At 38.1% G+C, this 25,981-nt stretch carries 24 protein-coding genes; 11 read left to right on the forward strand and 13 right to left on the reverse strand.

From position 1 onward, the window contains the following. Nucleotides 1-99: 99 nt before the first annotated feature. From C0975_RS02060 to C0975_RS02080, 5 genes are all read left to right on the forward strand, one after another. A complete protein-coding gene (locus C0975_RS02060) occupies nt 100-504 on the forward strand; it encodes a DoxX family protein (protein WP_101774734.1) in 405 nt (134 codons plus the stop codon). 152 nt (nt 505-656) lie between these two features. Next, nucleotides 657-2,258, forward strand: coding sequence for a bifunctional phosphoribosylaminoimidazolecarboxamide formyltransferase/IMP cyclohydrolase (purH, locus tag C0975_RS02065; protein WP_101774735.1), 1,602 nt, complete (start codon nt 657-659; stop codon nt 2,256-2,258). Nucleotides 2,259-2,331: 73 nt separating this feature from the next. Then, nucleotides 2,332-3,621 (forward strand): phosphoribosylamine--glycine ligase, encoded by a 1,290-nt coding sequence (purD, locus tag C0975_RS02070; protein WP_101774736.1) that lies wholly within the window; start codon nt 2,332-2,334, stop codon nt 3,619-3,621. Between the two features lie 127 nt (nt 3,622-3,748). Then, nucleotides 3,749-5,011 carry a serine hydroxymethyltransferase gene (glyA, locus tag C0975_RS02075; protein WP_101774737.1) on the forward strand — a complete coding sequence of 421 codons (1,263 nt, stop codon included), beginning with the start codon at nt 3,749-3,751 and terminating at the stop codon, nt 5,009-5,011. Between the two features lie 13 nt (nt 5,012-5,024). Further along, nucleotides 5,025-5,288 carry a DUF1294 domain-containing protein gene (locus tag C0975_RS02080; protein WP_167383023.1) on the forward strand — a complete coding sequence of 88 codons (264 nt, stop codon included), beginning with the start codon at nt 5,025-5,027 and terminating at the stop codon, nt 5,286-5,288. Between the two features lie 188 nt (nt 5,289-5,476). Here the strand turns inward: C0975_RS02080 and secF are convergent, their stop codons facing one another. The 12 genes from secF to C0975_RS02140 all read right to left on the reverse strand — a co-directional run bounded on the left by secF (nt 5,477) and on the right by C0975_RS02140 (nt 17,968). Then, the gene (secF, locus tag C0975_RS02085; protein ID WP_101774739.1) at nt 5,477-6,448 is read right to left on the reverse strand and encodes a protein translocase subunit SecF; all 972 of its coding nucleotides are present in this window, start codon (nt 6,446-6,448) and stop codon (nt 5,477-5,479) included. Between the two features lie 10 nt (nt 6,449-6,458). Next, a complete protein-coding gene (gene secD / locus C0975_RS02090; protein ID WP_101774740.1) occupies nt 6,459-8,309 on the reverse strand; it encodes a protein translocase subunit SecD in 1,851 nt (616 codons plus the stop codon). Between the two features lie 25 nt (nt 8,310-8,334). Next, nucleotides 8,335-8,631 (reverse strand): preprotein translocase subunit YajC, encoded by a 297-nt coding sequence (yajC, locus tag C0975_RS02095; RefSeq protein ID WP_101774741.1) that lies wholly within the window; start codon nt 8,629-8,631, stop codon nt 8,335-8,337. Between the two features lie 101 nt (nt 8,632-8,732). Then, complete coding sequence (locus tag C0975_RS02100) at nt 8,733-8,954, reverse strand: sulfurtransferase TusA family protein (RefSeq protein ID WP_101774742.1); 222 nt, start codon at nt 8,952-8,954, stop codon at nt 8,733-8,735. Nucleotides 8,955-8,970: 16 nt separating this feature from the next. Continuing rightward, a complete protein-coding gene (locus C0975_RS02105; protein WP_101774743.1) occupies nt 8,971-9,486 on the reverse strand; it encodes a hemerythrin domain-containing protein in 516 nt (171 codons plus the stop codon). After that, a complete protein-coding gene (tgt, locus tag C0975_RS02110) occupies nt 9,479-10,630 on the reverse strand; it encodes a tRNA guanosine(34) transglycosylase Tgt (RefSeq protein WP_101774744.1) in 1,152 nt (383 codons plus the stop codon). The genes C0975_RS02105 and tgt overlap by 8 nt, the downstream gene beginning before the upstream one ends. Before the next feature lie 490 nt (nt 10,631-11,120). Then, entirely contained in the window at nt 11,121-11,885 is a 765-nt protein-coding gene (locus C0975_RS02115) for an HAD-IIB family hydrolase (RefSeq protein WP_101774745.1), read from the reverse strand. After that, on the reverse strand, nt 11,885-12,976 hold the full coding sequence (gene queA, locus C0975_RS02120) for a tRNA preQ1(34) S-adenosylmethionine ribosyltransferase-isomerase QueA (RefSeq protein WP_101774746.1): 1,092 nt from the start codon (nt 12,974-12,976) through the stop codon (nt 11,885-11,887). The genes C0975_RS02115 and queA overlap by 1 nt, the downstream gene beginning before the upstream one ends. Nucleotides 12,977-13,259: 283 nt before the next feature. Beyond that, entirely contained in the window at nt 13,260-13,715 is a 456-nt protein-coding gene (locus C0975_RS02125) for a MarR family winged helix-turn-helix transcriptional regulator (RefSeq protein ID WP_101774747.1), read from the reverse strand. Beyond that, on the reverse strand, nt 13,712-14,125 hold the full coding sequence (locus C0975_RS02130; RefSeq protein WP_101774748.1) for an SRPBCC family protein: 414 nt from the start codon (nt 14,123-14,125) through the stop codon (nt 13,712-13,714). Before C0975_RS02130 ends, C0975_RS02125 begins: the two co-directional genes overlap by 4 nt. A gap of 177 nt (nt 14,126-14,302) precedes the next feature. Then, entirely contained in the window at nt 14,303-15,673 is a 1,371-nt protein-coding gene (trhP, locus tag C0975_RS02135) for a prephenate-dependent tRNA uridine(34) hydroxylase TrhP (protein WP_101774749.1), read from the reverse strand. Nucleotides 15,674-15,835: 162 nt separating this feature from the next. Continuing rightward, nucleotides 15,836-17,968 (reverse strand): hypothetical protein, encoded by a 2,133-nt coding sequence (locus tag C0975_RS02140; RefSeq protein ID WP_101774750.1) that lies wholly within the window; start codon nt 17,966-17,968, stop codon nt 15,836-15,838. Between the two features lie 205 nt (nt 17,969-18,173). Between C0975_RS02140 and metF the strand changes: the two genes are divergently transcribed. The 6 genes from metF (at nt 18,174) to C0975_RS02170 (ending at nt 25,121) form a co-directional block, all read left to right on the forward strand. Further along, nucleotides 18,174-19,058 carry a methylenetetrahydrofolate reductase gene (metF, locus tag C0975_RS02145; RefSeq protein ID WP_101774751.1) on the forward strand — a complete coding sequence of 295 codons (885 nt, stop codon included), beginning with the start codon at nt 18,174-18,176 and terminating at the stop codon, nt 19,056-19,058. A gap of 357 nt (nt 19,059-19,415) precedes the next feature. Beyond that, entirely contained in the window at nt 19,416-21,014 is a 1,599-nt protein-coding gene (locus C0975_RS02150; protein ID WP_101774752.1) for an ABC transporter substrate-binding protein, read from the forward strand. Between the two features lie 175 nt (nt 21,015-21,189). Then, nucleotides 21,190-22,194: an ABC transporter permease subunit gene (locus C0975_RS02155; RefSeq protein ID WP_101774753.1), complete on the forward strand. Its 1,005-nt coding sequence runs from the start codon at nt 21,190-21,192 to the stop codon at nt 22,192-22,194. Between the two features lie 23 nt (nt 22,195-22,217). Continuing rightward, entirely contained in the window at nt 22,218-23,111 is an 894-nt protein-coding gene (locus C0975_RS02160; protein WP_101774754.1) for an ABC transporter permease subunit, read from the forward strand. A gap of 10 nt (nt 23,112-23,121) precedes the next feature. Next, nucleotides 23,122-24,117, forward strand: a complete 996-nt coding sequence (gene dppD / locus C0975_RS02165; RefSeq protein WP_101774755.1) for a dipeptide ABC transporter ATP-binding protein — start codon at nt 23,122-23,124, stop codon at nt 24,115-24,117. Between the two features lie 23 nt (nt 24,118-24,140). Then, on the forward strand, nt 24,141-25,121 hold the full coding sequence (locus C0975_RS02170) for a peptide ABC transporter ATP-binding protein (protein ID WP_101774756.1): 981 nt from the start codon (nt 24,141-24,143) through the stop codon (nt 25,119-25,121). Between the two features lie 64 nt (nt 25,122-25,185). Here C0975_RS02170 and znuB read toward each other — a convergent pair whose 3' ends face one another. Then, nucleotides 25,186-25,971, reverse strand: a complete 786-nt coding sequence (gene znuB / locus C0975_RS02175; RefSeq protein ID WP_101774757.1) for a zinc ABC transporter permease subunit ZnuB — start codon at nt 25,969-25,971, stop codon at nt 25,186-25,188. Between the last annotated feature and the right edge of the window lie 10 nt (nt 25,972-25,981).

A 25,981-nucleotide genomic window follows, 5' to 3' on the forward strand; every position in this document is an offset into this window, starting at 1 on the left:
TGGTTTTTTGCTTTTTAGATGATTGTTAAGATAGGGTTAACTTTAGTTCAACGAATAGAATTGAAGTTAACCTTTTTTATTGTATTGAAGGAAAGCAAAATGGATTCATTAAACAAATTTCAACCTTATGTGTTAGCCTTATTGCGTATTATTGCTGGTTATATGTTTTTATTACATGGTACCGCGAAATTTTTTGAGTTCCCTATTTCTATGACTGGCGGCAATGGGGCTGTTGAATTTTTTTCACTTTATGGGATTGGTGGGCTAATTGAAATTACAGGGGGAATTTTGATTATACTTGGCTTATTCACTCGTCCTGCAGCATTTATGTTGTCTGGTCAAATGGCCTATGCTTATTTTTTCATACATGCTTCAGTAGAAAATATATTGTTACCAGTAGTTAACCAAGGTGAGTTAGCGGCGCTTTATTCTTTAGTTTTCTGCTATTTTGTAGTTTCTGGTGCAGGTGCGTTTGCATTTGATAATAGACGTAATAAAGGCTAATTTTCTATTTCATAAGCTAAAACGGTCTGTTTCAGTAGATGGAAACAGACCGTTTTTTATTGAAAATTTTCACACAAGCGCAAACGTTTGCGTTATAATTCGTGCTTCTCTTTTATGACTCATTTTTAACTCTCAATTTTAAGGATTTTTCAATGCAAGCTAATCGTCCTATCCGTCAGGCATTACTGAGCGTTTCAGATAAAACTGGTATCGTTGAATTTGCCCAAGGCCTAGTGCAACGTGGTGTGAAATTACTTTCAACGGGTGGCACAGCAAAATTATTAACTAATAATGGCTTACCCGTAATCGAAGTATCAGATTATACAGGATTTCCTGAGATGATGGATGGGCGTGTGAAGACCTTACATCCTAAGGTGCATGGTGGTATTTTAGGTCGTCGTGGCACGGATGATGCGGTGATGAGCCAACATGGTATTGATGCTATTGATATGGTTGTGGTGAACTTATATCCTTTTGCAGCAACGGTAGCAAAAACGAATTGTACCTTAGAAGAAGCCGTTGAAAATATTGATATTGGTGGACCAACAATGGTACGTTCTGCGGCAAAGAATCATAAAGATGTAGCGATTGTGGTCAATAATCAGGATTTTTCAGCGATTCTGGCAGAAATGGATCAGCACCAAAACAGCTTAACTTTAGAAACGCGTTTTGATCTTGCTATTAAGGCGTTTGAGCACACCGCACAATATGACTCAATGATTGCGAACTATTTTGGTCAATTAGTCAAACCATATTTTGTGGCAGAGGAAGAAGATACGGAAGCGAAGTGCGGTCAATTTCCACGTACTTTAAACTTAAATTTTATCCGTAAACAAACCATGCGTTATGGTGAAAATGGTCATCAAAAAGCGGCATTTTATGTGGAAAAAGAAGTGAAGGAAGCTTCTGTTTCAACGGCAACGCAATTACAAGGTAAAGCCCTTTCTTACAATAATATTGCAGATACAGATGCCGCACTAGAATGTGTAAAAAGTTTTGTTGAACCAGCTTGTGTCATTGTGAAGCATGCAAACCCATGTGGTGTGGCTTTAGGTAAAGATATTTTGGAAGCTTATGATCGTGCTTATCAAACCGATCCAACCTCTGCATTTGGTGGCATTATTGCCTTCAACCGTGAACTTGATGCGGAGACGGCACAAATTATTATTGATCGTCAATTTGTAGAAGTGATCATTGCGCCAACGGTGTCTGAACAAGCAAAAATATTATTAAAAGCGAAAAAAAATGTGCGCGTTTTAGCTTGTGGTCAATGGGCGCAAGCAGAGCAACGTTTAGATTTTAAACGAGTAAACGGTGGCTTGTTAGTACAAGAAAGCGATTTAGGTATGGTTGAGCTTGCCGATTTAAAAGTGGTGAGTAAGCGTCAACCTACAGAGCAAGAATTAAAAGATTTATTATTTTGTTGGAAAGTAGCGAAATTTGTCAAATCCAATGCGATTGTTTATGCCAAAAATAATCAAACGATTGGTATTGGTGCGGGACAAATGAGTCGTGTGTATTCTGCCAAAATTGCGGGAATTAAAGCACAAGATGAAGGTTTGGAAGTGGCTGGTTGCGTAATGGCTTCTGATGCATTCTTCCCATTCCGCGATGGTATTGATGCCGCTGCGAAAGTGGGCATTCAATGTGTTATTCACCCTGGTGGTTCAATGCGCGATCAAGAGGTCATTGATGCGGCAGATGAGCATAATATGGTGATGGTATTGACGGGAATGCGTCATTTTAGACATTAGGATGGATTGTTACTTTTCTTTACTTCCGTAAAGAAAAGTAACCGAATGAAATAAACCAATACAGGAAAACATTATGAATATTCTCATCATCGGAAATGGCGGTCGTGAACATGCTCTTGCTTGGAAAGTAGCACAATCACCATTAGCAGGTAAAATTTTTGTGGCTCCGGGTAATGCGGGAACGGCGTTGGAAGATAAAGTTGAAAACATAGCTATTTCGGCGACAGATGTTGAAAAATTAGTCGCTTTTGCACAAGAGAAGAAGGTTGGTTTAACGATTGTTGGACCAGAAGCGCCACTTGTTATTGGCGTAGTAGATGCATTCCGTGCAGCTGGTTTGAAAATTTTTGGACCGACTCAAGCCGCCGCGCAATTAGAAGGGTCAAAAGCTTTTACCAAAGATTTTTTAGCGCGTCATAACATTCCAACGGCTGAATATCAAAACTTTACCGAAGTTGAGCCTGCGTTGGCTTATTTACGTGAAAAGGGTGCGCCAATTGTAGTTAAAGCTGATGGGCTTGCCGCAGGCAAAGGCGTGATTGTGGCGATGACATTAGAAGAAGCTGAAGCCGCAGTGAAAGATATGTTGTCAGGCAATGCCTTTGGTGAAGCGGGTAGCCGTGTCGTGATTGAAGAGTTTTTGGACGGTGAAGAAGCCAGTTTCATTGTGATGGTGGATGGTAAAAATGTCGAGCCAATGGCAACCAGTCAAGATCATAAACGTGTGGGGGAAAACGATACTGGGTTGAATACTGGTGGTATGGGTGCCTATTCTCCAGCCCCTGTAGTCACGCCAGAAATCCACGATCGCATTATGCAACAAGTGATTTATCCAACAGTACATGGCATGGCGGCAGAGGGTAATGTTTATACAGGATTCCTTTATGCTGGTCTGATGATTATGCCAAATGGTCAACCAAAAGTGATTGAGTTTAACTGTCGTTTTGGTGATCCAGAAACCCAGCCTATTATGTTGCGTTTAGAATCCGATTTAGTTGAACTTTGTCTTGCTGCTTGTGATGGTAAGTTAGATCAGAAAAAATCACACTGGTGTGAAAAAGCGTCATTAGGTATTGTGTTGGCTGCGGAAGGTTATCCAGGCGATTATCGCAAAGGTGATGAAATTACAGGGCTTGAAAGTGCGGTCGAAAATCAAAAAGTTTTCTTGGCTGGTGTGGAAAATAAAGTAGGTAAATTAGTCACAAATGGCGGACGTGTGGTATGTGTGACCGCATTAGGTGATAGCGTTTATGATGCGCAACAACAAGCGTTAAGCTTAGCTGAAAAAGTCAACTGGACAGGGCGTTTTTATCGTCGTGATATTGGTTATCGAGCCGTAGCGAGAGAGCAACAAAAAGGCTAATTTGGCATGATGAATTTTTTTCATTAAAACAATGAAAAAATTCCGACTAAATTTTAATTAAAAAATACGCTATAAACCTGTACACTAACAAAATTCACAATCATCTTTACTTAAAGAGGAAATCATAATGTTAAAAAGAAGTATGAACATCGCTGATTACGATCCCGTTTTATGGCAAGCAATTCAAGATGAAAATCGCCGTCAAGAAGAACACATTGAATTAATTGCATCTGAAAACTATGCTAGCCCTCGTGTTATGGAAGCGCAAGGTTCTCAATTTACTAATAAATATGCGGAAGGTTATCCGGGTAAGCGTTATTACGGTGGTTGTGAGTATGCCGATATTGTTGAGCAATTGGCAATTGATCGTGCAAAAGCGTTATTCAACGCAGATTATGTCAATGTACAACCTCACTCAGGTTCACAAGCAAATGCGGCAGTGTATGGTGCTTTATTACAGCCACATGACACCATTCTTGGTATGAGCCTTGCACACGGAGGGCACTTAACGCACGGTGCATCAGTGAGCTTCTCGGGTAAAATCTATAACGCTGTACAATATGGTATCACTGCTGACGGTTTAATTGATTATGCAGATGTTCGTCAGAAGGCGTTAGAATGCAAACCCAAAATGATTGTCGCGGGTTTCTCTGCCTATTCTCAAGTCGTTGATTGGGCAAAAATGCGTGAAATTGCTGATGAAGTGGGCGCTTATCTTTTCGTTGACATGGCGCATGTTGCTGGTCTTATTGCGGCAGGTGTTTACCCAAGCCCATTACCACATGCACATGTTGTTACCACAACAACGCATAAAACTTTAGGTGGACCTCGTGGTGGTTTAATTCTTTCGGCAGCAAAAGATGAAGAACTGTATAAAAAATTACAAAGCTCGGTGTTTCCTGCTAATCAAGGTGGTCCATTAGTGCATGTAATTGCAGCCAAAGCAGTCTGCTTTAAAGAAGCACTTGAGCCTGAGTATAAAGTATATCAGCAACAAGTGGTGAAAAATGCTAAAGCAATGGTAGACGTATTTAAACAGCGTGGTTATAACGTGGTTTCAAATAGTACAGAAAACCATTTATTCTTAGTGGATTTAGTCAGTCACGGTTTAACGGGTAAAGCCGCAGATGCGGCATTAGGTAGTGCAAACATTACGGTAAACAAAAATGCGGTACCAAATGACCCACAAAAACCATTTGTGACTTCAGGTATTCGTGTGGGAACACCTTCAATTACGCGTCGTGGCTTTAAAGAAGCAGAGTCTGCTGAATTAGCAGGCTGGATGTGTGATGTATTAGATGCGATGGGTAAGGAAAATGAAACACAAGTGATTGCAGAAACAAAAGAAAAGGTTTTAGCAGTTTGTCAGCGCCTTCCTGTCTATGCCTAATCTTTGGCTTTGGATGTTTATTTATTTCGCGGTGGCAAATGTCACCGCTTATTTTTTGATGTATAAAGATAAGCAGCATGCAATTAAACAACAATGGCGTATTGCTGAATACTTGTTTTGGCTACTTTGTCTTGTTGGTGGATTCATTGGTGTACACTTAGGCATGCAACATTTTCAACATAAAACAACACGGCTTGCTTTTAAAAGTGCGGTCTGTTTTGCGGGAATTTTGTGGATTGTGCTTGTGCCGTTATCTTTTCTGATTTTGAACCATTAAAGCAAAATTTTGCTAAAACAGACCGCACTTTTGCTTAACATATAGTATCTTGTTTCTTCAATGGTAATTTCATCTTACTAGCCCATAGATTTATTGAAGTCGTCAAGCTGTATTGTTATTTTAACTTGGTTGCTTAATAAAAAAGGTGAAACAGATGTTTCACCTTTTTCCGATTTAAAAACAATTTGTTATGGAATATCATTTAAATCATCGTTATCAATTTTTGGTGGTAACATATGTTCACGTTTTAAACCCAAATCATAAGCTAACGCGATAGCGACGAAGATAGAAGAGTAAGTACCAAAGCCAATCCCAATTAATAACGCAACAGAGAAGCTATGGATACTTGGTCCTCCAAAGACCAATAATGATACGACAACAATTACTGTTGTTGCTGACGTCATTAAGGTTCTCGATAAAGTTTGTGAAAGCGAAATATTGATAATATCAATGACTTCGGTACGTCTGATCTTACGCATATTCTCTCTAACACGGTCAAATACGACGATACTATCATTTAATGAATAACCCACAACCGTTAAGATTGCTGCAACGAAAGTCAGATTCATCTCAATTTGCAATAGCGAGAAGAAACCAAGTGTGACAATTACATCATGTGTTAGTGAAGCAACAGCACCAACAGCTAAACGCCATTCAAAGCGCATACCGATGTAGACTAGTAACATGAGTAAGGTAGCTAAAGTGGCATAAATAGCAGATTGTGTTAATTCTTCACCTACGTTTGGACCAACGAATTCAATACTGTGTACTGTCACATTTTTATCTACTGCAACTGCAAGCATTTCTTTCACATTGTTACCGATATTGGCATCACTAATTGCTGCGGGTAAGCGAATGATAATATCTCTTACACTACCTGAATTTTGTACGATGGCACCTTGAATACCATTTTGCTCTAAAGTTACTCGTACTTTATCTAATTCGGCTGGTTGTGAAAAGCTTATATCAATCACTGTTCCACCAGTAAAGTCTAGCCCCCAATTAAAGCCTTTAGTGACAATGAAGAAGATAGAGGCAACCATGACCAGCACAGAAACGAGATAGCCCCATTTACGAAAATCCATAAAGCGAATTAAACGATATGGTAGTTTGATATTTCCGACTTCAGAAGTTTCTTTTTTATTTGTAAATAAACTCACAATATCCTCGCTAAATCGACAATTTGTTTACGCGCTTGCCACCGTATAAGAAATTTACGATAGCGCGAGTGCCTACAATGGCGGTAAACATGGAAATACCTACCCCAAGTGCGAGCGTAATTGCAAAACCTTTGACTGGTCCAGCACCCACTGCATAAAGAATAATTGAGGTTAAAATAGTAGTTAAGTTTGCGTCAAAGATACTGGTAAATGCACCAGAATATCCTTCATGAATTGCTTGCTGGATTGGTCTACCATGGCGAATTTCTTCCTTAATACGCTCAAAGATAAGTACGTTCGCATCAATCGACATTCCCACCGATAATACAATACCTGCGATACCCGGCATAGATAATGTGGCGCCTGGCAGTAATGACATTAACCCGACAACTAATACGATATTCGCGATAAGGGCAATATTGGCAATCAGACCAAATTTACGGTAGTAAATTGTCATGAACACAATAACAGCCAACAGTCCCCAGAAGCTCGCTTCTAATCCCTGACGGACATTTTCTGCACCAAGTGATGGTCCAATTGTACGTTCTTCAACAATTTGAATTGGCGCAATTAAGGCACCAGAACGTAATAGTACCGCAAGATTTAATGCTTCTGCTGGGCTATCAATTCCAGTAATTTGGAATTGGCTACCAAAACGCCCTTGGATTGTTGCAACATTGATGACTTCTTCATGTTTTTCTAAGATAGCTTTACCGTTTTCATCTTTTTTACTACTGTCTTTATATTCAACATATAAGGTTGCCATTGGTTTTTTTAGATTCAAACGAGTCGCTTGTGACATGATTTCACCACCTTCACTGTCTAAAGTTACACTCACTTGTGGACGTGAAGTTTGTTGATCAACACCTGAACTCGCATTAGTAATGTGTGCACCACCGAGTACTGCACGTTTATAAAGTACGACTGGGCGACCATGACGATCAAGTTTCACTTCAGAATCATTTGGTACAAAACCACGTGTTGCTGAATCAAGATTAACATTCTCATTGACTAAACGAAATTCTAACGTTGCTGTTGCTCCTAAAATTTCTTTTGCGCGAGCTGTGTCTTGTACACCGGGTAATTCAACCACAATGCGTTCTGCACCTTGGCGCTGAATAACTGCTTCAGAAACACCTAGCTCTGAAACACGTTTACGCAAAATAGTTAAGTTTTGTTCGATTGCACTTTCACGTGATTCACTCAATGCTGCCTCAGAAAGTTCTAGAGAAATAGTATTGTCTGAGATAGCTTTGATATCTAAATTGTGATGTTGTTTACGCAAGAAACGTTGTACGTCGTCTAATTGTTCTGGTTTTAATAACGTGACTAAGGTGCTGAAATTATCACCCGATTTAATTGCAGTATATTGATATTTTTCTTTACGTAATTGAGTGCGTAACGCATCTTGTAGTTGTTCTTGACGCTTAGTTAAAGCAGAGTTCATATCAACCTCCATTAAGAAGCGAACTCCACCTCGTAAGTCTAGACCCCATTTCATTGGATAGGCACCTACTGAAGTTAACCATTTTGGTGTGGCAGGCGCAAGATTAAGTGCAACAGAATAACTATTGCCGAGCTTTTCAGACAATTTATCTTTGGCGAGAAGTTGATCGTCGGTATTGTGAAAACGTGCAAGAATAGAACCGTTTTCTAAGATAATTGATTTTGTTTCTAACTTATTTTGATTTAATAAAGCTTGTACTTCACTAAACACTTGTGTATTGGCTTCTTGTCCTCGCGTTCCTGAAACTTGAACAGCGGGATCTTCACCATAAAGATTTGGAAGAGAATATAAAACACCAATGGCGATCACAAGGATCACCATTAGGTTCTTCCAAAGAGGGTAACGATTTAACATAGTTTTCCCTTTAGGAATGAAAAAATTAAGATTTTAATGAGCCTTTTGGTAACACTGCAACAACGTAGTTACGGTTGATGGTGACTTCAGTAGAGTCATTTAATGCAATGATGATGCTGTCGCTATCTGGTGATACTTTGGTGATACGACCAATTAAGCCACCTGAGATTAATACTTCTGTACCTTTTGCTAACTCAGACATTAACTTTTTGTGTTCTTTATTACGTTTTGCTTGCGGACGATAAATCATAAAATAGAAAATCAATCCGAAGATCACGAAAATAAATAACATTGACATTGGACTACCTTGTTGAGCTTCCATTTGTTATTTCCCTTCTTAAAAGTAAAATTAAAACATAAATTTGACGAAAAAATCGCTTGCTAAAAATACCATAAAATCAGGTGAAGTGAAAGGAATTGGCGTTATTTTTGAAGGGTTAGGCGATAAGCACAACGATTGATTTGTTCAATGTTCAGTAATTGATAATTTTGTTGCTGACAAAGTAATTTAATATCATTTATTGTGCTTTCATTATTAAGTATAAGCGTGAGAGTTTCTGCTGGATTAAGCTGCTTTAATGCTTTTTGGCTCATTAGCAGAGGTAAAGGGCAAGTAAATGAGGTTAAATCAAGAAAATAATCCATATTACTTGCCCTTTGCTTATTTTACGCAACGACGTGCAAACATGATTTTGCCCATACTATTTAATTCTTCAATAGATAAATACTGTTTACCCAGTTCAAATAGTGGTTCTTCAATTGCAATATGTTCATCATAGCTTGCAATAAATTTACTGATAAGCTCAACATCAATGTTGGCACGTTGATTGCTTAGAAATGCGCTCAATTGCACGGATAATTCTGCCCAATTTTGATGCAATAGGCTATGTTGCGCTGCTAATTTTTCAATTTCTGACCGCACTTGTGGGGCTTTTGCTAGTAATGCAGGAAAGAAATCATCTTCTTCATCTTGGTGATGTAATGGCGCAGATTGATTAAAATAAGTCAGAATTTGTTGGACATCATTTTTTACTGCTTGGTTACAGCCGTGTTCTGCCAAATAATTAGGTAATATACTCAATTGATGGCAAAAACGCTTGACTTTACTATGGCAAGCGTAAAGCATCTCAATCGGTTGCTCCCAAGTCACAAATTGTTGCGGTGACAGATTAAGCATGTTGAGCGTCCAATTGCATTGGTGGAACAGGTTTACCAATTTTAGCGTAAAATTCGTGTACAAAATCATCAAAGCGATTTTGTTCTATAGCCTCACGAATTTGAGCCATTAAACGCTGATAATAACGTAAATTATGAATAGTATTTAATCTTGCACCAAGAATCTCATTACACTTATCTAAATGGTATAAATAAGCTTTAGTGTAATTTTTGCAAGTATAGCAGTCACATTCAGGATCTAATGGCGTTGTATCATCGCGATATTTGGCATTGCGGATTTTGACAATGCCATTGCTGACAAACAAGTGACCATTACGAGCATTGCGAGTTGGCATGACGCAGTCGAACATATCTATTCCGCGACGTACGCCTTCGACTAGATCTTCAGGTTTACCAACACCCATTAAATAGCGCGGTTTGTCTGCAGGAATTTGTGGACAAACATATTCTAAAATGCGGTGCATATCTTCTTTAGGTTCACCAACAGCTAAGCCACCAACGGCATAACCATCAAAACCAATATTCACTAAGCCCTCTACTGAAACCTTACGCAATTCTTCATAAACGCCACCTTGAATAATACCGAACAATGCGTTTTTATTACCCAGTTCATCGAAGCGAACACGACTACGTTTTGCCCAGCGTAATGACATTTCCATCGATTTTTTGGCGTAGTCAAAAGTGGCTGGATAAGGTGTACATTCATCGAAAATCATCACAATATCTGAACCAAGATCGTATTGGATTTCCATCGATTTTTCCGGAGATAAAAAAATACGTTCACCATTAATTGGGTTTTGGAATTTCACTCCTTCTTCAGTAATTTTACGTAGTTTACCTAGACTGAAGACTTGGAAACCGCCTGAGTCAGTTAAAATAGGGCGGTGCCATTGCATAAAATCGTGTAAATCGCCATGCTTACGCATGACTTCTTGACCTGGGCGTAGCCATAAATGGAAAGTGTTGCCTAATAAGATTTCTGCGCCAGTGGCACGGACTTCTTCTGGGGTCATACCTTTTACTGTGCCATAAGTACCAACGGGCATAAAAGCAGGGGTTTCAACCGTAAAGGTTCCTTGCGGGCGTTCAAAAACAAGGCGTCCACGTCTTGCATTACCACTTGTTTTATCAAGTTCGTATTTCATTTAATTTCCTTTCAACGAATAAACAGTTCGAAGTGTTTTATGAATAAAAAAGCCTGTGTCAATAAACAGGCTTTATACTATGATTTTTTTCAATGTTCTGACAGGGTATAAGTGAGAACAGTGATGGATCTGCTAAAATTTAGTTTGCCAATTGTTGCTGTTGGATTGCTTTGTTTAGTTGATCCAAACGTTATATTTTTAATATGAGGATAAAAATATGAAACGCATAATTATGTGTTGCATTGTATGTGCTCAGTACGCATAAGTCAAATTTCCGCAGCCAACACGTATCGTCATTTCTATAACAACAATAGAGAGTAACAAAATTTAACTATATGGGATATATAGGTTTTTAGTCTTTAATATTGTCAATGTTTTTACACAACCAACACTAGTATTACATTAGAAATAGACCATAAGCAGTGGTCAACATTTAAGGTTTATGAGCTTGGGGTGAGTCGGTATGTAAGATGATGATTCAATGGGTTAATTAGCCATCATTCGCTATTAATTGTATGATTTTATCGGCAATAAGCGCTGGATTTGCGGGTAGCGTTATATCCGCAACTGATTGTAATGGTGCAAAATTACCAATGCAAACCGCATAAGTTGCATGTTGTAGTAATTCAAAATCATTGATGTCATTACCAAATGCAATATATTTTTCATATCCGATTAATCTAGTTAACGTATTGTATTTGTTGATATGACTTGCAGTAATGTCCAGATTAAATGAGCCATTTTGTTCTGTATGTTCGATGACATTTAGATCTAACTGGCTGAGATTCTGCTTTAAAGAAAAGTAATGTGTTGTAGAAAGATTGAGCAATATTGTTTTGATGGGGTGTTGAATTGTAAAGAGCGGTCGGTTTTCAGCGAGTTTTGCACTGTCAATTTTATGCTCAATACTATGAGGTTGGCGAATACGTTTACTATAGTGCCAAAGATCATCTGCGAGGTAATCTAAATCATATTCTTGAATCCATTGCTTTATTTGATTGAAATCGTTATGCGTAATAGGATTATTGGCTTGAATTTGCTGATTGACTTGTGTAATTGAACCATTACCACCAATTAATAAGGCTTGTTTTAGTTGGGTATTTAAAAGCGGGAGCAAATCTCGAATAGGACGGGCGGAAGCAAAAATCAGTTGATGATTTGTGATCATCAACTGTTCAAGGGCAATTTCAATTTCAGATGGAATATGTTTACCATCAAAACAAATTGTCCCGTCCAAATCAAATACAAAAATCATTAATCTAATCCAGTGACATTTGGATTTTTGTTGATAAACATCGCATCGCCATAACTGAAAAAACGATAGCGATTTTCGACCGCACTTTGATAGGCTGTCATTGTATGTTTATAACCTGCAAATGCCGACACTAGCATAATTAATGTACTTTCGGGTAAGTGGAAATTAGTAATTAAGCAATCTACTACACGGAATTTTTTACCTGGGTAAATAAAAATTGAGGTATCAGAAAAGTAAGGTGTAATTAATTGTGCACTCCCTTGTTGTTCGGCAGCCAAAGCAGCACTTTCTACGGAACGGACAGAGGTCGTACCTACTGCAATGACACGCTTACCCGCCCGTTTAGTTTCGATAATTGCCTCACAAACTTCGGCTGGCACTTTGACATACTCTGCATGCATTTTATGATCTTCAATTTGTTCAACACGCACAGGTTGGAATGTACCCGCGCCGACATGCAGTGTGACAAAAGCGAAGTTCACCCCTTTGTCTTTGAGTTGTGCTAATAATGCATCATCAAAATGTAAACCTGCAGTCGGTGCCGCTACTGCACCAGGGACTTTGTTATAAACCGTTTGGTAACGTTCTTTATCAGCTTCCTCATCAGGGCGATCGATATAAGGGGGGAGAGGCATATGCCCAATTTGTTGTAGAACATCTAAAAGTGCGGTCTGTTTTTCTGTAATTTCGAGTTCAAATAATGTGTCATGACGCGTGATCATGCACACTTTCACGCCATTATTTTCACCTAACTTATCTTCACCTAGCCAAAGTTCCGCGCCTTCTTTTGGCGCTTTTGAGGAACGAACATGAGCTAAAAATCGCCTGTCAGATAAAATTCGTTCTACCAAGACTTCTACCTTCCCCCCACTGGCTTTACGACCAAACATCCGAGCTGGAATAACTCGTGTATTGTTAAAAATAAGTAAGTCGCCTGCATTGATTTGATCAATGATATCCGCAAAAGTGCGGTGTGAGATTTCACCATTTTCACCATTGAGTTGGAGTAAACGGCTTGAAGTACGATCGGTTTTAGGATAACGAGCAATGAGCTCATCAGGTAAGACGAAATTAAAATCAGCAACACGCATAAGAAATTGTTATCACAGTTATCTAAAAAAGGTGGGCGTAAGTCTATTGCGAATTCAAACATAGTACAAGGAAAAATCCCGAATTTTATGCGAAGAACCGATTTAGTCTGACGCAAGGCAAAAAAAAGCCCTTTCAAAGCGAAAGGGCAAAAATATATTTGGAGTCATACTTTTTAGGGTATGGGTTGCATTATACACATAAAAATAACAAATGCAACAATTATTTAACAAAAAATGCGCATGATAATATTTAAGATTTACCGAAATCTTTTTTGCTAAAAAATTAGACTAAATTTGTATTATGACAAATCAATGCATGTAAGTTTTCTTGGAACTGTTTTAGTTTTTGCTTATTGGTAAAAAAGAATTGACTATCCACATATTCTACTTGCTGAATAGCTTGAATAAGTCGCTCTTTTCCTTGTGTTGTATTGCAGATAGAGTAAGCTCTGGTGTCATTTTTGCTTTGTACACGCACAATATAATGCTTTTTTTCCAACAATCTTACTGTTGAAGAAACTGTCATCACATCTATCATGGAAAAATCGGAAATCATTTTTTGTGTGATTTCATCCTCTTTTTCGGACAATTCTTCGACTACAGCCAAAATAACAAATTGAGTATGAGTGAGATCTAAGGGCTGTAATACCTCTTTAATTTTTCTTTGCCATAGTACGGTCGTTTGCCAAAACAAGAGTCCCGTGCTTTCCTCTGTATTTTTATAGTGAGAATATTTCATTCTTGATTTACCAAGTGAATTAAGTTTTGTAAGCTCTCAGTTAAGTCGTTGGAGAATTTATTACCAAGCATTTTTGCTTGTTGTTCATCTTCACTTTGAATAATCACTTTATGATGAATGATTATGTCATTGTTTTTTTGTTCTAATCGATGAACGAAATTAATACAAAGATTACCTAATTCTGCTTTTGTAGTAAAACTTTTATTCGGTGTGCATTCAATAATAGTAAAAGGAATACTCATCTTATTTTGCATATACATGACACCATCAGTGCCATTTTTGAATGGACCAGAAAGACTAACTGAGCGAATTGTTTTATCCCAATGCGCCCATTTATTTACATTCACATATAATTGCCAGACGCTTTCAGCTTTGGCTAACCCTTTGATATTTTGCTCAAATTCAAACATGTTACTCTCCTCGTGTTTATTGTGTACGTTTGCTTATTATAAGTTAACTTATAATAAGTATTTTTATTATGTGGGAGGGAGTTGTTATTGTCAAATGTCATGTTTATTTTTTATGACTAATACAAAGCAAAAGCATGCAAATGAATGCATGCCTTTGGTTTATATTGAATAGAGAGATTATGCGCTGTGAGGCTGGCGAGTATTGGTATTGACTAAATTACGCATGAGCAGCGCATAATCTAATTGTACATCTTCTGGTACGTCTAAGAATACGAAATGCCCGTCACCTAAACCTGCTTCCACTTGTTCATTTTTACAGTTGAGCATATGTTGAATTTTAAACACAATATTACCTTTCGGTGTCATCATTTCCACTTCATCGCCAAGTAAAAATTTATTTTTTACCGCCACTTCTGCCATGCCTTGTGCGTTACGTTTGCCTGTAAATTCACCAACGAATTGTTGGCGCTCAGAAATCGAATAACCATAGTCATAGTTCTGATATTCATCATGTGTATGACGACGTAAGAAACCTTCGGTATAGCCACGATGTGCAAGAGATTCTAGCGTATGCATCAGACTTTCATCAAATGGTTTACCTGCCACCGCATCATCAATCGCTTTGCGATACACTTGTGCTGTTCTTGCGCAGTAATAGAAAGATTTAGTCCGCCCTTCAATTTTAAGTGAATGTACTCCAAGTGCGGTCAGTTTTTCCACATGTTGTACGGCACGTAGATCTTTGGAGTTCATGATGTAAGTACCATGTTCATCTTCGAAGGCCGACATTTGCTCTTCTGGGCGTTGGCTTTCTGCAAGTAAGAATACTTTGCTAGTGGTATCACCTTCACCAAGGGTTGGTGCGACATTTTTCACTGGAATTTCTTCGCCCACATTGACAATATTGCCGATGTCATCTTCTTTCGCTTCTGTCACGCTATATTCCCAACGGCACGCATTGGTGCATGTGCCTTGATTTGGGTCACGTTTATTAATATAACCTGACAGCAAACAACGCCCTGAATACGCCATACATAATGCGCCGTGAACGAATACCTCAATTTCCATATCGGGTACTTGCTGGCGAATTTCAGCAATTTCATCAAGTGAAAGTTCACGCGATAGAATCACACGAGTCAAGCCCATTTGTTTCCAGAATTTCACTGATGCCCAGTTAACTGCATTTGCTTGTACAGAAAGATGAATGGCTACTTGCGGAAAATGTTCACGCACCAACATGATAAGACCGGGATCGGACATAATAAGAGCATCAGGTCCCATTGTGATCACGGGTTCTAAATCACGAATAAACGTTTTTAATTTTGAATTGTGTGGTGCGATATTGACCACCACATAGAATTTCTTGCCTAGCGCATGGGCTTCATCAATCCCAATTTTTAAATTAGTATGATTGAATTCATTATTACGTACACGCAAGCTATAGCGTGGTTGCCCTGCATAGACGGCATCTGCACCATAAGCAAACGCATAGCGCATGTTTTTTAATGAGCCAGCAGGTGAGAGTAGCTCTGGAGTGAAAGTTGTCATCGTTTTTCCGTTAGTCTGATTACAAGTCAGGTATTCACTGTAGTGAATAATTAAAGGGCAATATTGTAGGAGGATTTTGTACTTTGTAAAGTAGAAAGCTTTAACTGGGATAAAAAGCGCGGTCTATTTTAAAAATTTGGCAAAAACAGACCGCACTTTTGTTTACGGCGCAACAGATTGATTCTCTTGTTCTACTGTTGATGGTAATTCAGAACTTGACTGTTCAAAAGAAGAAGATGACTCATCGTTCGTTTTTGGCTCTGGTGATGAATTGAGTTTATTCATTATGTCATCAAATGGTTGGTCATTAACTGTTTTAACATCATCTTGTTGCACATAATGCATGACATAACTATCATTTTGTTCGATAAAATAAGGCGCGAGTTGATCATTTGGTTTAACGAAAACATGTAACATATCCCAAACGCGTCGCTCTTTAGAGTCTATTTGAAGCAACGTTTGAGCGTCTTTGATCAAGCCTTTTGCAAGTGTTAATTTGATATCCACATTCGCATTCATCAAGTTGGGTAGCATATCGATAATATTGAAAGACATCATTTCATTTTCAGATGGCATAAAGCCAATGGTGAAGTTAGCACTAATCGGATAAGCTTGGCTGTTAGGTAATGTATCCAAAGCAGCTTTAAGTTCTGCATTGTGAATTGTTGGTGCCGTTTCTTTGATAAAACTTTTTTGCCATTTTTGGTAGGTTTTTTCTGAAAGATAGAATACGCACAACATTCGATAACTATTGTCATAGCATAAGTCTAATGGTGAAGGTGTTGTACGCGGTGATAGACGAAATGGGACTCGATTACTCAAATCGTTGACTTGTAATCCGAGAGCGTTATCGACAAATTTTTCAATAGAAAACGTCGAGGTATAGCCATATTTAGCTTGCTGTTGGTCCTCAAAATATGTCATGTTGAGCTTGTCGAACGCCAATTTTTTTTCTGATTCTGTATTGGCATAGCTCAGTGCATCTATATTGAGAGTAAATTCACGTTTTTCGTTAAAATTATCTAAGCTTTGTTTTAATTTTTCAATGAAAACGGGATTATCTTTCTCTGGGAAGGTCTTCATTGTTGACGTATTTTTAAATAGATCAGTATAGAATGGGAGCAAACTTAAGCGATCAGTTAAGTTTATTTGATCGAGTTTATGTGTTGCAGATAATCCTTTGATTGTTAATGCTTCTTTTCCATCTCCGTCTAGTATGATTTGTTTAGCATTGAGTGCTAGTTCTGCATTAATATTTTGGCGATCTTTATTATTTGCTTCAAAAGAGAGAGCAAGATCTTTTAGTTTTAGAAATTTATTTTGGTGAGGATTATCTGGCAGACTTAATGCTTTCATCGTCACTTTTGCTTCGACAGTATCATTATTAAATAGCGTATCAATGAGTAAATTAATGGCCTCTGGTAAGGTTTTATTTTCTTCAATGATATTGCTGAATTCACGGTAGAAGCTTAGACTATTGGGAATTTGTGTATGTTTAGATGAGAAAACAAATTCATCAATGTCAGTTTGATCTTGTTCTGAACTTTTATTTTTGTTTGAGATATTGATTTTTTTGCTATTAAATTCTGTACTCAAATCATAATGTTGTTCATTTAAGGATTTACTCAGTGAGTAGTTCAGCTGTTCTAGTTTAATATTGGTATTTTCGCCATTTAATAAGTAAATGTCTGCGCTTTTTACTTTTAATTCTAACTCAGCCAGATCATATTGGTGATCACCAGTTGGAATTAACACATATTGCCCAGTTAAGCCGTCGAATTTCGTTTTGGCATCATAGTTAAAGCCAGAAAGCTGACTTTGGATTTCCATTGATTTTGTTTTTGCCGCATAGTTAATATGAATTTGTAGATCTTGTGGTTTGTTCGCGAGATCTCTAAATTGGGTCACGATGTTGGACTGTAAATAATCACCGACGACAGAGAATTTGCTGTTAATACTATTTTTATCAATAGTGATATTGAGTTTTTTATTTAACTCGCTAATAAGTGGCTCAGGAACATGAGATTCAGCAATAATCGTAAAAGGAAGTGCGGTGAGTTTTGTTGAAATAATATCTGTTTTACGTTGTTTATCATCTTCAAGACTAAAAACTAACTCGCGTTGGAAAAAATTCGCATTTTTTTCTGTCACATGTAATGTTAGCTGATCTTTTAAATGGTAAGGAAAACTTTGTAAACTGCGATTAATTTTATGATTAGTGTAATATTGTGCCGTAATAGCTAAGGCAAGCGTAATACTGGATAAAATAAGGGTGATTTTGGCTTTTCTCTTCATGTTTTCCCTACTCCGTCTGTTTTGACGTGATTTACATAATACAAAGTATAACCAATTCATATTGTGAGTACAAATTCCAGTACTCAGTTCGATTATGAATCGAATTCATTGATTGAATGAAATTTTTTAGCATTGACATAATCGCTTTTTCTCTTTAATTTAGCCATATAGACATCTAAAAATAATTTTGTTCATGAGGTGAATGATGAGTTACGCGAAAGAGATTGATACACTTAATCAACATGTTGCAGATTTAGACGGGAGGATCAACGTATCCTTTGAGTTTTTTCCACCTAAAAATGAAAAGATGGAAACGATTTTGTGGGATTCTATTCATCGTTTAAAAGTGCTTAAACCTAAATTCGTTTCGGTGACTTATGGGGCGAATTCAGGTGAGCGTGATCGTACACATTCAGTCGTGAAAAATATTAAGCAGTTAACTGGATTAGAAGCAGCTCCTCACTTGACTGGCATTGATGCGACGGCAGAAGAATTAATTGAAATTGCTAAAGATTATTGGAAGAGCGGTATTCGTCGTATTGTTGCATTACGTGGTGATGAGCCAGCAGGCTATGTGAAAAAGCCATTTTATGCGGCTGATTTAGTCGCATTATTACGCTCTGTAGCCGATTTTGATATTTCAGTTGCGGCTTACCCTGAAGTCCATCCAGAAGCGAAATCTGCTCAAGCAGATTTGATTAATTTAAAACGTAAAATTGATGCAGGGGCAAACCATGTGATTACTCAATTTTTCTTTGATATTGACAGTTATTTACGTTTTCGTGACCGTTGTGCTTCAATTGGTATTGATGCGGAGATCGTACCGGGAATTTTACCTGTAACTAATTTTAAACAGCTGGTTAAAATGGCAGCACTCACTAATGTCAAAATTCCTGCTTGGTTGGCTAAAAACTATGAGGGTTTAGATGATGATCAAACAACACGTAACTTAGTCGCTGCGAGCGTGGCGATGGATATGGTGCGTGTACTTTCTCGTGAAGGTGTGAAAGACTTCCATTTTTATACGTTAAACCGCAGTGAATTGACTTATGCAATTTGTCATACACTCGGCGTACGTCCAACAGAATAGGATAAAAGAGCGGTCTGTTTTAACAAAATTTTAGTTGTTAATGCTAAAAATAAGACTTAAAAATTCAATATTTGTGTTTTATGCTAAAATTTTTTTAGAAAATAGATAAAAATGCTATTTTGAATGTCACAAATAGAAAAATTGTAATCTATGTATAGCCATATTTAGAGATAAATAATGATTTTTATCTAAAAATATGGCTTTTTTTTTGAAAAAGATTCAATAAAAATCCACGTTATTTCACATTTTGTTTACATTAGGGATTGCTATTTGATTTAAAACTTGCCATATTCGTAAAAGCATATGCAAACAAAAGGTACTGTTTGGTACCAAACCAACAACATCTTGGAGTGAAAAATGAAAAAATTAACCAAACTCTCTCTTATCGCAGTAGCGATGACTTCGACAGCAGCCTTTGCAGCGGGTCCGAAAACATTCGTTTACTGTTCTGAAGCCTCACCTTCTTATTTAAGCCCTGTGCTTGGTACTGATGGTGCAACTATTGATGCTTCTGGACAAGCCATGTTCAATGGTTTAACGACATTTGAGCGTGGTACCACGAATGTGATTCCTGCACTAGCAGAAAAATGGGACGTGGCAGATGATGGTAAAACCTATGTGTTTCATTTACGTAAAGGGGTGAAATTCCACAGTAATAAAGCGTTTAAACCAAGTCGTGATTTTAATGCTGATGATGTGGTTTTCTCTTTTAATCGTCAATTAGATCCAAATCATCCTTATCACAAAGTTTCTGGCGGTAATTACGAGTATTTTATCGGTATGGATATGCAAAATATCATTGATAAAGTAGAAAAACTGGATGATTACACAGTGAAAATCAGCTTGAAAGTCCCTAATGCACCATTTTTAGCGAATTTAGCGATGGATTTTGCCTCCATTTATTCTGCGGAATACGCAGCTGCAATGGCAACAGCAAAAACGCCAGAGAAATTAGATAGCGCACCAATTGGTACGGGTCCATTTGAATTTGTTTCGTATCAAAAAGATTCTTCTGTTCGTTTTAAAGCCTTTGAAAATTATTGGCAAGGTAAAGCGAAAATTGATCGCTTAGTTTTCTCTATTACGCCTGATGCTTCAGTGCGTTATGCCAAATTACAGAAAGGGGAATGTCATGCTGCGCCATATCCAAATCCTGCAGATATTGTAAAATTAAAAGCAGATCCAAATATCAACTTATTGACTAAACCGGGTTTGAATGTAGGTTATTTAAATTTCAATGTAAAAAAAGCGCCTTTTGATAATGTCAAAGTGCGTCAAGCATTGAATTATGCGGTGAATAAAGAAGCGATTATTGAGTCAGTTTATCAAGGGGCAGGACAGGTCGCTAAAAACCCAATTCCACCAACAATGTGGTCTTATAATGATGATGTGAAAGATTATGAATACGATCCAGAGAAAGCAAAAGCCTTATTAAAAGAAGCGGGTTTTGAAAATGGCTTTGACACGGATTTGTGGGCAATGCCAGTTTCGCGTCCATATAACCCAAATGCACGCCGTATGGCAGAATTGGTACAAGCTGATTGGGAAAAAGTAGGGGTAAAAGCAAAAATTGTTAGCTACGAATGGGGTGAATATCTTAAACGTATGCGTGCAGGCGATCACCAAACAGGTATGATGGGATGGACAGGAGATAATGGTGATCCCGATAACTTCTTAAATACGTTATTAAGCTGTGCCGCAGTAGAATCGGGTTCCAACTATGCGAAATTCTGTCATCAAGAATTTAATGATCTTGTGACAAAAGCTGCACAAGTGACTGATCCGACTGAGCGTACTGCGCTTTATAAGCAAGCCCAAGTCGTATTTAAAGCACAGGCACCATGGATCACCATTGCGCATTCAACTACTTACTTCCCAGTACGTAAAGAAGTGAAAGGCTATGTGATTGATCCATTTGGCTTACATAACTTCTATTTAGTTGATTTAGTGAAGTAAGCTTTGAAAGTGCGGTCAAATTTTTGAGGATTTGGCAAGATAGGATAGGGCGAGTTGATCAGGCTTGTGCTATCCTACATTGATTTTTATTTATTCCATTTTCAGTGTGACCGCTGATGATTTTCCTCAATGAGAGGAAACAGGGATTCAAAATTATAAATATAGAGAGTCTTCGATGTTTCAATTTATTTTTAAACGCCTTTTAATGGTTATTCCAACATTTATTGCAATAACCCTCATTACTTTTGCGTTAGTCCACATGATTCCGGGTGATCCAATTGAAATTCGCATGGGTGAGCGTGGCTTAACACCAGAAATCCATGCTGAAATGATGCAAAAACTTGGATTAGATAGACCTTTACCAGAGCAGTATTTCACCTATGTTAAAGGTGTGTTACAAGGGGATTTAGGCACTTCATTTCGTAATAACGAACCTGTACTCAAAGAGTTTTTTACGCTCTTTCCCGCCACAGTCGAATTAGCTTTTTTTGCTTTATTGTGGTCGTTAATTTTGGGTATTTTCTTAGGGATAATTGCCGCCGTAAAAAAAGATTCTTGGATATCGCATACCGTCACGGCACTTTCTCTCACAGGCTATTCTATGCCGATTTTTTGGTGGGGGCTGATTTTAATCCTCTATTTTTCCACACCTTTGGGCTTGCCTGCTTCGGGTCGTCTACCCGCTGAATATTGGATTGAAGCTGAGACAGGATTTATGCTGATTGACACCTGGAATTCTGATGAACCAGGTGCATTCTTAGCTGCCATTAAATCGTTAATTTTGCCTGCTATTGTACTCGGTACTATTCCGCTGGCTGTCATTACACGTATGACGCGTTCCTCGATGTTAGAAGTACTTGGCGAAGATTATATTCGTACGGCAAAAGCTAAGGGACTAAATACAACTCGAATTGTTGTTGTACATGCATTACGTAATGCATTAATTCCTGTTGTAACAGTAGTCGGATTAATTGTTGGACAATTGCTTTCTGGTGCAGTATTAACTGAGAATATTTTCTCTTGGCCTGGGATTGGTAAATGGATTATTGATGCGATTAATTCACGTGATTATCCTGTGTTACAAGGTTCCGTACTGATTATCGCTACGCTGATTATTTTAGTGAATTTAACGGTTGATTTAATTTATGGCGTTGTTAATCCGCGTATTCGCCATACTTAATTTTGATTTGATTGGAGTGAAACATGTCAAGTGTAACCACAGTGAGTTCACCTGCACCGAAAACGCCATTACAAGAATTTTGGTTTTATTTTAAACAAAATCATGGTGCAGTGATTGGGCTGACTTTTATTACGATTGTGTTAATCGTTTGTATTTTTGCTGGGGTAATCGCCCCTTTTGATCCTATTACACAGGATCGCAGTGCCTTATTGCTTCCTCCTGCATGGATTGAAGGCGGAAATAGTGCTTATTTATTAGGCACTGATGATATTGGACGTGATATTTTATCGCGTATTATCTATGGTGCACGCCTTTCTGTGTTTATTGGCTTGACCATTGTTTTATTGTCTTGTTTCTTTGGCGTGATTCTCGGTTTACTCGCGGGTTATTATGGTGGCTTAATTGATACAATGATTATGCGTTTTGTCGATATTATGTTGGCTATTCCAAGTTTATTATTAACTATTGGGGTGGTAACGATTCTTGGACCTTCTTTAACCAATGCTGCGATTGCGATTGCTGTGGTTTCTATTCCAAGTTATGTTCGTTTAACACGCGCTTCAGTTTTAAATGAAAAAAATCGTGACTATGTAATTGCTTCTCGTGTTGCTGGGGCAGGCGTATTTCGTTTAATGTTTATTGTCATTTTACCTAATTGTTTAGCGCCATTAATTGTACAAATGACAATGGGCATTTCTAATGCAATTCTTGAACTTGCTGCATTGGGTTTCTTAGGTATTGGTGCACAGCCTCCAACACCTGAATTAGGTACGATGTTAGCGGAATCTCGTAGCTTTATGCAAACAGCACATTGGCTCGTCACAATTCCCGGTTTAGCAATTCTTTCTCTCGTACTGGCTTTCAATTTAATGGGCGATGGTTTACGAGATGCGCTAGATCCAAAATTAAAACAATAAGGGGAAAAGCATGGCATTATTAAATGTAGAAAATTTATCTGTTCATTTTGGTGATGAAAACACCCCGTTTAAAGCCGTTGACCGAATTAACTACACGATAAATGAAGGTGAAGTATTAGGGATTGTGGGGGAGTCTGGTTCTGGAAAATCCGTCAGTTCATTAGCAATTATGGGCTTAATTGATTACCCAGGACGTGTGTATGCTGATAAGTTAGCCTTTAATCAAAGTGACCTACTTACACTGAATGCGAAGCAAAAACAGAAAATTGTAGGTGCGGATGTTTCCATGATTTTCCAAGATGCGATGACTAGCTTAAATCCAAGCTATACTGTAGGTTATCAGATCATGGAAGCGTTGAAAGTCCACCAAGGTGGGAGCAAAGCATGGCGATATGAGCGAACAATTGAATTATTAACGCTAGTGGGTATTCCAGATCCGACTTCTCGTTTAGATGTTTATCCTCACCAGCTCTCTGGTGGTATGAGCCAACGAGTGATGATCGCGATGGCGATTGCTTGTAATCCAAAATTATTAATTGCCGATGAACCGACTACCGCGCTGGATGTGACGATTCAAGCTCAAATTATTGATTTGTTACTTGAATTACAACGTAAAAAAAATATGGCATTAATTTTGATTACGCATGATCTTGCTTTAGTGGCAGAAGCAGCACATCGTATTATTGTGATGTATGCAGGGCAAGTTGTAGAAGAAGGGAAAGCGGAAGAAATTTTTAGCACGCCATTACATCCTTATACTCAAGCATTATTACGTGCCTTGCCTGAATTTGCAGAAGGAAAATCTCGCTTGCAATCCTTACCTGGTGTAGTGCCGGGTAAATATGATCGCCCAACAGGTTGTTTACTTAACCCACGTTGTCCGTATGCAACAGAATTATGTCGCCAGCAAGAGCCAGAAACACAAGTTGTGAATGGTCATCGAGTGAAATGCCATACACCATTAAATGCACAAGGGATTCCAAGCACACCCGCACTTGCCGTGTGATAACAATAATAAAAGAGAGCAATATGCAACAAAATCAATTACAAGCACCACTTTTGGATGCGATAAATCTCAAAAAATATTATCCCGTCAAAAAAGGGATGTTCAGTAAACCAAAGCTGGTTAAAGCAGTAGATGGTGTTTCGTTTACTCTTGAACGAAGCAAAACTCTTGCTATTGTTGGGGAATCAGGTTGTGGTAAATCGACACTTGGTCGAATGCTAACAATGATTGAACAACCAACTTATGGGGAATTATTTTACAAAGGGCAAAACTTTTTAGTGAATGATACCGCGACGCAAAAATTACGCCGTAAAAAAATTCAAATTGTTTTCCAAAATCCTTATGCGTCTTTAAATCCACGTAAAAAAATAGGGACAATTTTAGAAGAACCTTTACTCATTAATACTAATTTGTCTGCTCAACAACGTAAACAACAAGTCTTGGAGATGATGGCGAAAGTAGGCTTAAAACCAGAGTTTTATGATCGTTATCCACATATGTTTTCAGGTGGTCAGCGTCAGCGTATTGCAATTGCACGTGGCTTAATGTTACATCCAGATATTGTGGTGGCGGATGAACCCGTTTCAGCACTTGATGTTTCTGTCCGAGCTCAAGTACTCAATTTAATGATGGATTTACAAGAAGAAATGGGGCTGTCTTATGTGTTTATTTCCCATGATCTTTCTGTTGTAGAGCACATTGCTGATGAAGTCATGGTGATGTATTTAGGTCGTTGTGTTGAACAAGGCGATACAAAAACCATTTTTAGTCACCCGCGCCATCCTTATACACAAGCGTTATTATCTGCAACACCAAGGTTAGAAGCAGAACATCGTAGAGAGCGGATTAAGTTGACAGGTGAATTACCTAGCCCATTGAGTCCGCCTAAAGGTTGTGCATTTCATGCGCGTTGTCGCTTTGCTACAGCACAATGTGCCATTGAAAAACCTACATTAAAAACCTATGCAGATGGGACTAAAATCGCTTGTTTTATCGTCGATTAATTGAACAAAGCGAATATTATGTTCGCTTTTTAATCTTGAAAATTTATAGAAAATCGACCGCACTTTAAGTTCTCTCTTTTTTAAATAAAGAGAGTAAAAATAATAAGCTGGCACTAATCACTACGGAAGGTCCCGCAGCTGTATCGTAGAAGGCAGAAAGTAATAACCCTAAACTAATTGCTACCATGCTGACAAAAACAGCAATAATCACCATATTTTCTGGTGTTTTAGCAAATCGACGCGCGGTTGCAGAAGGAATGATAAGTAGTGATGTAATAATTAATGCACCAACAAATTTCATACTGAGTGCAATAGTTAATGCGGTGAGAATCATCAAAATAAAGCGCATTTTTTGTACATTAATCCCTTCTACTTGCGCTAATTCTGGACTGACTGTTGTCGAGAGCAACGGTTGCCAGAAATACAGTAAAGTGACTAACACGATGGTGACACCTAATCCGATGAAAATAAGATCGTCATAATTCATCGCCAGTAAGTCACCAAATAAATATGCCATTAAATCAACACGTACGTTTTGTAATAAACCCACCGTTACTACACCTAAGGATAAGCAACTGTGTGCGATAATGCCAAGCAAAGTATCGACTGAAAACTGTGTTTTTCCTTCTAACCATACCATGCTGACAGCAAGAATTAGAGTTAAAATGACAATGGACAAATAAGGATTAATTTCCAGAAAAATACCAAGTGCCACACCGAGTAAGGCGGAGTGTGCTAGGGTATCGCCGAAGTATGCCATTTTGCGCCATACTACAAAAGCACCGAGTGGCGCTGTAATCAGAGAAAGTAAAATACCAGTTAACCAAGCGGGGAAAAGAATTTCAAACATGATTTATCTC

The sequence above is a fragment of the Pasteurella oralis genome (assembly GCF_002850605.1).
GTDB lineage: Bacteria > Pseudomonadota > Gammaproteobacteria > Enterobacterales > Pasteurellaceae > Pasteurella > Pasteurella oralis.